The organism is Trichloromonas sp. (assembly GCF_034006665.1).
Classification (GTDB): domain Bacteria; phylum Desulfobacterota; class Desulfuromonadia; order Desulfuromonadales; family Trichloromonadaceae; genus Trichloromonas.
Window position 1 is genome coordinate 156,515 of the sequence record NZ_JAVESI010000002.1, and the last position, 6,478, is coordinate 162,992.

The following is a 6,478-nucleotide window of genomic DNA, read 5'->3' on the forward strand; positions in this document are numbered from 1 at the left end:
GGAGCGGCCTTGGCGTTTTTTGTCAGCCCTTAGGAGAGGCGTCCCGTTTGCCGTAAGGCTTCGTATAAAACAATGCCGGCGGCGGTGGAGAGGTTGAGGCTGCGGACGATAGGGGAGAAGATAGGGATGCGCAGGCAGCGCTCGGGGTGGGCGGCGAGCAGGTCTGCGGGCAGCCCTTCGGTCTCCTTGCCGAAGACGAGAAAATCACCGGGCAGAAACTTGGCTTCGACATGGCTGCGGGCGGCTTTTTTCGAGGTGTACCACCAGTGCCCGCCGGGAAAGGCCGCTTCCAGTTGGGGGAGGGAGTCCCAGCGGCGCACGTCGATGGCTTCCCAGTAGTCGAGCCCGGCGCGCTTCAGTTGGCGGTCGTCGATGCTGAAGCCGAGTTTGCCGACCAGATGGAGGATGGTGCCGGTGGCGCCGCAGAGCCGGGCGATGTTGCCGGTGTTGGGGGGGATTTCCGGCTCGACCAGGACGATGTGAAAGGGCGGCGCGGTCACGGACTCAGTCCCGCCAGCGGCGATGGACCCAGAACCACTGGGTCGGCGCCCGCCGCACTGCCGCTTCGATGTTGGCGGTCAGGTGGGCGGTGTTGCGGATTACCGCCTCTTCCCCCGGCTCGTCGGCGAAGAGGATCGGCGGCTGGGCGATGATTTCGTAACGGAAATCGTCGGTGCGGTAAGAATAGATGGGGACGATGGGGATGCCCTGCTTCATGGCGAGTTGGGTGATAATCGGCGTCGTCCAGGCCTTGCGCCCGAAGAAATCGACGGGGACCGCCTCGCTCCGGCTGATGTGCTGGTCGAGGAGGATGGCGATCATGTGTTTTTCGCCGAGGGCCCGCAAAATCCGCCGGGCGCCTTTTTTACTCTCTAGGCAGCGGCCCCCCCCGGCTTCCCGCAATCGTTCGAAATAGCGGTCGACGTAAGGGTTTTTCATGCGCTTGGCGACGAAATCGACGGGAAAGCCCAGTTGCGGAATCAAAAAGGTTCCCACCTCCCAGAAGCCGATGTGCCCGGTCAAAAGCAGTACCCCTTTGCCCAGGGCGTGGGCCTGGTGCAGATGTTCCATGCCGATGAGAGTGAAGTAGCGATCCAGGTCGGCCTGGCCGCGAAACAGGTCGATGCGCAGCATCTCGACGGCGCCCACCCCAAGATTCCGAAAGACTGCCCGTACATCGGCCTCGATCTCCGCACTCGATTTTTCCGGATAGGCGCGGCGCAGGTTGTCGCTGGCGGTGGTGACGCGCTTTTTCTGCGTCAGGCGCGCCAGTTCCCCCAGCTTTGCCCCCAGGCGCAGGGCGGTGACGCGGGGCAGGGCGCGGGTCAGAGCGGCCAGGGTCAGAAAGAGCAGGTATTCGAGCCGGTAGCGGGCGCGGCTGTGTCGCTTTTCTCGCGGTTGCTTGCGGAAGCCGTGGGGGGCGGGGTGGTCATGGGATGGGGTCATGGGCGCCTCGTCGCGGCGGGGGTAAAGCGTTCCGCCAGGTTGGTTACGGGCGCGAAGTGTAGCATTTCAGAGAACCCGGGGCAATAAAAAGGCGGACCCGGAAGCCGGGTCCGCTTGGAGCGAAAATCCCTCTAAAATGGCGGCTGGGCGCGGCTTAGTGGGCGGCGGCGCGCAGGGCTTGATCGAGATCGGCGAGAATGTCGTCGAGATCCTCGATGCCGACCGAGACCCGGATGAAATCCTCGGTGACCCCGGCGGCGCGCTGTTCCTCGGGGGTCAGCTGCTGGTGGGTGGTGGAGGCCGGATGGATGACCAGGGTCTTGGCGTCGCCGATGTTGGCGAGATGGCTGGCCAGTTTCACTCCGTCGATGAAGCGCGCGCCGGCGGCGGTCCCGCCCTTGATGCCGAAACCGATGATCGCCCCTTGCCCCTTGGGCAGGTAGCGCAAGGCGTTGCCGTGGTCCGGATGGCTTTCCAGGCCGGGATAGTTGACCCAGGCGACAGCGGGATGCTCTTCGAGGAAGAGGGCCACGGCCAGGGCGTTTTCGCAGTGACGGGGCATGCGCACATGCAACGTCTCCAACCCCTGCAGCAACTGGAAGGCGTTGAAGGGGGAGAGACAGGGGCCAAGATCGCGCAGTAGGGTCAGGCGCATTTTCAGGATGTAGGCGAGGCGGCCGAGGGCCTGGTGATAGATCAGGCCGTGATAACTCGGGTCGGGCGTGGTGAATTCGGGGAAGCGCCCGCTCGCCCAGTCGAAGTTGCCGCTGTCGACCACGGCGCCGCCGATGCTGGTGCCGTGGCCGCCGATGAACTTGGTCAACGAATAGCAGACGATGTCGGCGCCGTGCTCGATGGGGCGGAAGAGGGCGGGCGTGGCGACGGTGTTGTCGACGATGAAGGGCAGCCCGTGGTTGTGGGCGATTTTGGCGATGGCGGCAAAATCGTCGACATTGTTCTTGGGATTGCCGATGGTTTCGGTGAAGACCGCTTTGGTCTGGTTGTCGATGGCGGCGGCGATGGTCTCCGGGCGCGAGGCGTCGACGAATTTCACCGTGATGCCCATGCGTCCGAAGGTGTGACGGAAGAGGTTGTAGGTGCCGCCGTAGAGGGAGCTGCTCGACACGATGTTGTCGCCAGCTTGGGCGAGGTTGAGAACCGCCAGGAAGATCGCCGAGGACCCGGAAGACAAGGCGAGGGCGCCGACCCCGCCGTCGAGGGCGGCCAGGCGTTTTTCCAGCACGTCGGTGGTGGGGTTCATCAACCGGGTGTAGATGTTGCCCATTTCTTTCAGGCCAAAGAGGTTGGCAGCGTGTTCCGTGGAGTTGAAGACGTAGGAACTGGTCTGATAGATGGGAACGGCGCGGGAGCCGGTGGACGGGTCGGGAACCTGTCCGGCGTGGAGAGCGCGGGTGCCGATCCCCTGGGGATGGGATTCACTCATGATCATCTCCTCTATGATATTGAAAGATGGAAAGCTTCTCTTGGGTTTAAAAGTCAATTTAATTTGTATATTTATCTAGCAATACAAAGTAATTATGTCAAGAACACTTTTTGATTAAAAAACTAGCAACTTATGGGGAAAACAAAAAGGCGGACTCTTGCGAGCCCGCCCGGGGAATGGGGATGTTTGCCGGGATCAGCCGGCGTTGAGTGCTTGGTCGACATCGGCGATGAGATCGTCGATATGCTCGATGCCGACGGAGAGGCGGATCAGATCGGGAGTGACTCCTGAGGCGATCTGCTGGGCCTCGGAGAGTTGCCGATGGGTGGTACTGGCCGGGTGCAGTACGCAGCTGCGAGCGTCTCCCACATGCACCACCAGGGCGATGATTCTCGTCGCTTCCATGAAACGGGTGCCCGCCTCCCGTCCTCCTTGAATGCCGAAGGTCAAAACCCCGCTCGCCCCTTTGGGCAGGTATTTTTGCGCCAGGGAATAGCTCGGGTGGCTCTCCAGCCCGGGATAGTTGACCCAGGAAACCTTCGGGTGCTGTTGCAGGAAGTGGGCGAGGGCCAGGGCGTTGGCGCTGTGCCGCTCCATGCGCAGGGGCAGGGTAGTCAGCCCCTGATGGAAGAGGAAGGAGTTGAAGGGGGAAGGGGTGGCGCCGAGATCGCGCATATACTGGGCGCGGGCCTTGACGATGTAGGCGGCCGGGCCGAATTTTTCCACGTAGCGCAGGCCGTGATAAGAGCTGTCCGGTTCGGTCAGTTCCGGATACTTGCCCGAGGTCCAGTCGAATTTGCCACCGTCGATGATGACCCCGCCGACGCTGCTGGCATGGCCGTCGATGTATTTGGTCGCCGAATGGACGACGATATCGGCGCCGTGATCCAGGGGGCGGCAGAGGTAGGGGGTGGGGAAGGTGTTGTCGATGATCAGCGGCACTCCCATCGCCCGGGAGACGGCGGAAAACTTCTCGAAATCGAGCACATTCAGGCCGGGATTGCCGATGGTTTCGGCGAAGAGGGCCTTGGTCTCCGGGCGGAAATGCTTCTTGATCTCTTCCGCCGTCGCGGCGGGATCGACGAAGCTCACTTCGATGCCGAGTTTCGGCAGGGTGTTGGCGAAGAGGGAATAGGTGCCGCCGTAGAGGGTGCCGGCGGTGACGATATGCTGACCGGCGCGGCAGATGTTCATGATCGACAAGGCGGTGGCGGCCTGTCCCGACGAGGTGGCGAGGGCGCCGACGCCCCCTTCCATCAGGGCGATCTTTCCTTCGAAGGCATCGGTGGTGGGATTGCCGAGGCGGGTGTAGAAGGGATCGGGCAGGTCGAGGTCGAAGAGTTTGGCGACGTGCTCGGCGCTGTCATATTTGAAGGTGGTGCTTTGGCAGATAGTCGGAATGCGCGCTTCGGTTGCTTTTGGCGCATAAGTGCCCTGGACCGCCTGGGTCTCGATTTTCCAGGATTTGTTCATGGAGGCCTCCTCGCTACGGATATGGAAAGCGGCATCATAGCAGAAATGGCTTGAATGAAAAGGACTAATCCCTGAATCAGGCAAGCGGGATGAAGGCTTGCCCTTCTCCCTTTCCTCCCTTATGCTGGTCGTCATGGATATTCTTTCCCTCGACGCAGTCGTCCGCGAACTCAAGCCTCTGCTCACCGGCGCGGCGATTGGCAAAATTCACCAACCCGGTGCCGATGAGCTGATCCTGCGTCTGTGGACCGGGCGGGAGAATCCGCGTCTGCTCATCTCCGCCTCCGCTCGCGCCCCGCGCCTCCATCTCACCGCCGAGAACCCGCCCAATCCCCAGGCGCCGCCGCGTTTCTGCCGGCTGCTGCGCTCGCGGCTACGGCGCCTGCTGAGCATCGACCGGGTTCCCAGTGAGCGCATCCTGAACCTGGTTTTCAGCGGGGAAGGGGCGAGCCGCTGGACCCTGGTTGCCGAACTCCACGGCTCGCAGGCCAATCTGCTGCTCCTCGATGGTGACGGGCGAATCGTCGACAGCCTGAAGCGGCAGACGGAAACGGGGCGACCGGCTTTGCCCGGTACGGTCTACGTTCCGCCGCCTGTTCTTGAGCGGCTGGATCTCTTTGCCGACCTTCCGGAACCGCCGGATGATCGGCCGTTCGTCGACTGGCTGAATCAGGCGGTGACGCCCATGACGCCGCTCTTGGCAGCTGATCTGGATGCCGCCGTCGCCTGCGGCGGCGATCCCCGAACGGTTCTGGAGGATTTTCGCGCCCTTTGGCTCGCTGAGCGCTTTTCGCCCGGTGTCGTCGGTTGGCGGGGGCGTTTGTGGCTGACGCCGCTCCTTCCGGCGTATCTGGAGCTGGAGTCGGTGCGCCCTTTCGCCAGCGTCTCCGAAGCGACCGAAGCCTATTACCGCGATGGCGCGCGGGAGATGGTTTTCGGCGGCGGTCGCGGTGAGTTGGCGCGCACGCTGGGCAAGGCTCGGACCCGGCTGCGCCGGAGGTTGGAGCAGATCGAGGCGGAAACGGCGCGCATGGGCGATTACCAACGCTGGTGCCAGTGGGGGGAACTGCTTTTAGCAAATCTCTCCCGATTGCGCCGGGGAATGACGGAAATCACCGTGGACGACTGGTATGCCGAGCCGCCGACCCCCGTGACCATTCCCCTCGACCCGGCGTTGACCCCCAAAGAAAACGCCGAGCTCCGTTTCAAACGTCACCGCAAGGGAAAGCGGGGGCTGGAGCACGCCGAGCGCCGCCGGCGCGAAACGCTGGAGGAACTCGACTGGCTGGAAGGGGTGGCGCTGGCTCTGGAAGAGGCGGATGGCTTTGCTGAACTTGAACCGCTGCGGCAAGAGCTGGCCGCTGCCGGACTGCTCAAGCAGGCCCGCCCTCTCGCTAAAGGTCCGGCGGCTTCCGGCTCCGAGGCGGGCCTCCGGCAAACCCTCAGTCCTTCGGGACTGACCATCTTCTGGGGATTGAACAACCGCGTCAACGACCGGGTCAGCAAATCCTTGACGGATGCCGACGACCTCTGGTTTCATGCGCATCATCTGCCCGGTTGCCATCTGGTCTTGAAGCGCGCCGGACGGCGGGAGATTCCGGAGGAGGATATCGCCTACGCCGCCTCGCTGGCGGCGGGTTATTCCCGGGGGCGACAAGACCGCAAGGTCGAAGTGATGCTGACCTCGGGAAAGCAGGTGCGCAAGCCCAAGGGCGCCCGCCCCGGCCTGGTTCTGGCCGAGCCGGAACGGACCCTGATGGCAGCGCCGCGCCGCCTGGAAAAAGATGCCGGGAAAAACCCGGGATGAAATTTTTTTTGTTGCAATGGCAAAAGCCTTTTGTTATAAACACCCTCGCTTCATGCCGAAGTGGTGGAATTGGTAGACACGCTAGGTTCAGGGTCTAGTGGGCGTAGGCCCGTGCGAGTTCGAGTCTCGCCTTCGGCACCAGACAAAAAACAAGGGCTGACGAGAAATCGTCAGCTTTTTTGTTTGTGCGCCCGGCATGGCGCGTGGTGCGAAAGCACCATCCATTCAGCTGTGGTGTCTGAATGGTGACTTGGAGGTGAAAGTCCTCTGCGGACCCTGATGACGGGAACCGCTAGCTGAACGGCAAG

Annotated in this window: 5 protein-coding genes and 1 tRNA gene; 2 read left to right on the plus strand and 4 right to left on the minus strand. The window is 62.6% G+C overall.

The features are described 5' to 3' along the window. Positions 1 to 29 precede the first annotated feature (29 nt). From RBR25_RS02030 to RBR25_RS02045, 4 genes are all read right to left on the minus strand, one after another. Positions 30 to 500 (minus strand): tRNA (cytidine(34)-2'-O)-methyltransferase, encoded by a 471-nt coding sequence (locus RBR25_RS02030; RefSeq protein WP_432817860.1) that lies wholly within the window; start codon positions 498 to 500, stop codon positions 30 to 32. Positions 501 to 504: 4 nt separating this feature from the next. Next, positions 505 to 1,446 carry a lysophospholipid acyltransferase family protein gene (locus RBR25_RS02035; RefSeq protein WP_432817861.1) on the minus strand — a complete coding sequence of 314 codons (942 nt, stop codon included), beginning with the start codon at positions 1,444 to 1,446 and terminating at the stop codon, positions 505 to 507. Positions 1,447 to 1,600: 154 nt separating this feature from the next. Then, the gene (locus RBR25_RS02040; protein WP_432817862.1) at positions 1,601 to 2,890 is read right to left on the minus strand and encodes an O-acetylhomoserine aminocarboxypropyltransferase/cysteine synthase family protein; all 1,290 of its coding nucleotides are present in this window, start codon (positions 2,888 to 2,890) and stop codon (positions 1,601 to 1,603) included. 195 nt (positions 2,891 to 3,085) lie between these two features. Next, positions 3,086 to 4,363, minus strand: coding sequence for an O-acetylhomoserine aminocarboxypropyltransferase/cysteine synthase family protein (locus RBR25_RS02045; RefSeq protein WP_432817863.1), 1,278 nt, complete (start codon positions 4,361 to 4,363; stop codon positions 3,086 to 3,088). A 97-nt stretch (positions 4,364 to 4,460) separates the two neighbouring features. Between RBR25_RS02045 and RBR25_RS02050 the strand changes: the two genes are divergently transcribed. Both RBR25_RS02050 and RBR25_RS02055 read left to right on the plus strand, forming a co-directional pair. Next, a complete protein-coding gene (locus RBR25_RS02050; RefSeq protein WP_432817864.1) occupies positions 4,461 to 6,170 on the plus strand; it encodes an Rqc2 family fibronectin-binding protein in 1,710 nt (569 codons plus the stop codon). A 54-nt stretch (positions 6,171 to 6,224) separates the two neighbouring features. Further along, positions 6,225 to 6,311, plus strand: a tRNA-Leu gene (locus tag RBR25_RS02055). Positions 6,312 to 6,478 lie beyond the last annotated feature (167 nt).

Coding starts and splice junctions, on each gene's coding strand:
- RBR25_RS02035 (WP_432817861.1), bottom strand. CDS start 1,446: ATGACCCCATCCCATGACCACCCCGCCCCCCACGGCTTCCGCAAGCAA.
- RBR25_RS02040 (WP_432817862.1), bottom strand. CDS start 2,890: ATGAGTGAATCCCATCCCCAGGGGATCGGCACCCGCGCTCTCCACGCC.
- RBR25_RS02045 (WP_432817863.1), bottom strand. CDS start 4,363: ATGAACAAATCCTGGAAAATCGAGACCCAGGCGGTCCAGGGCACTTAT.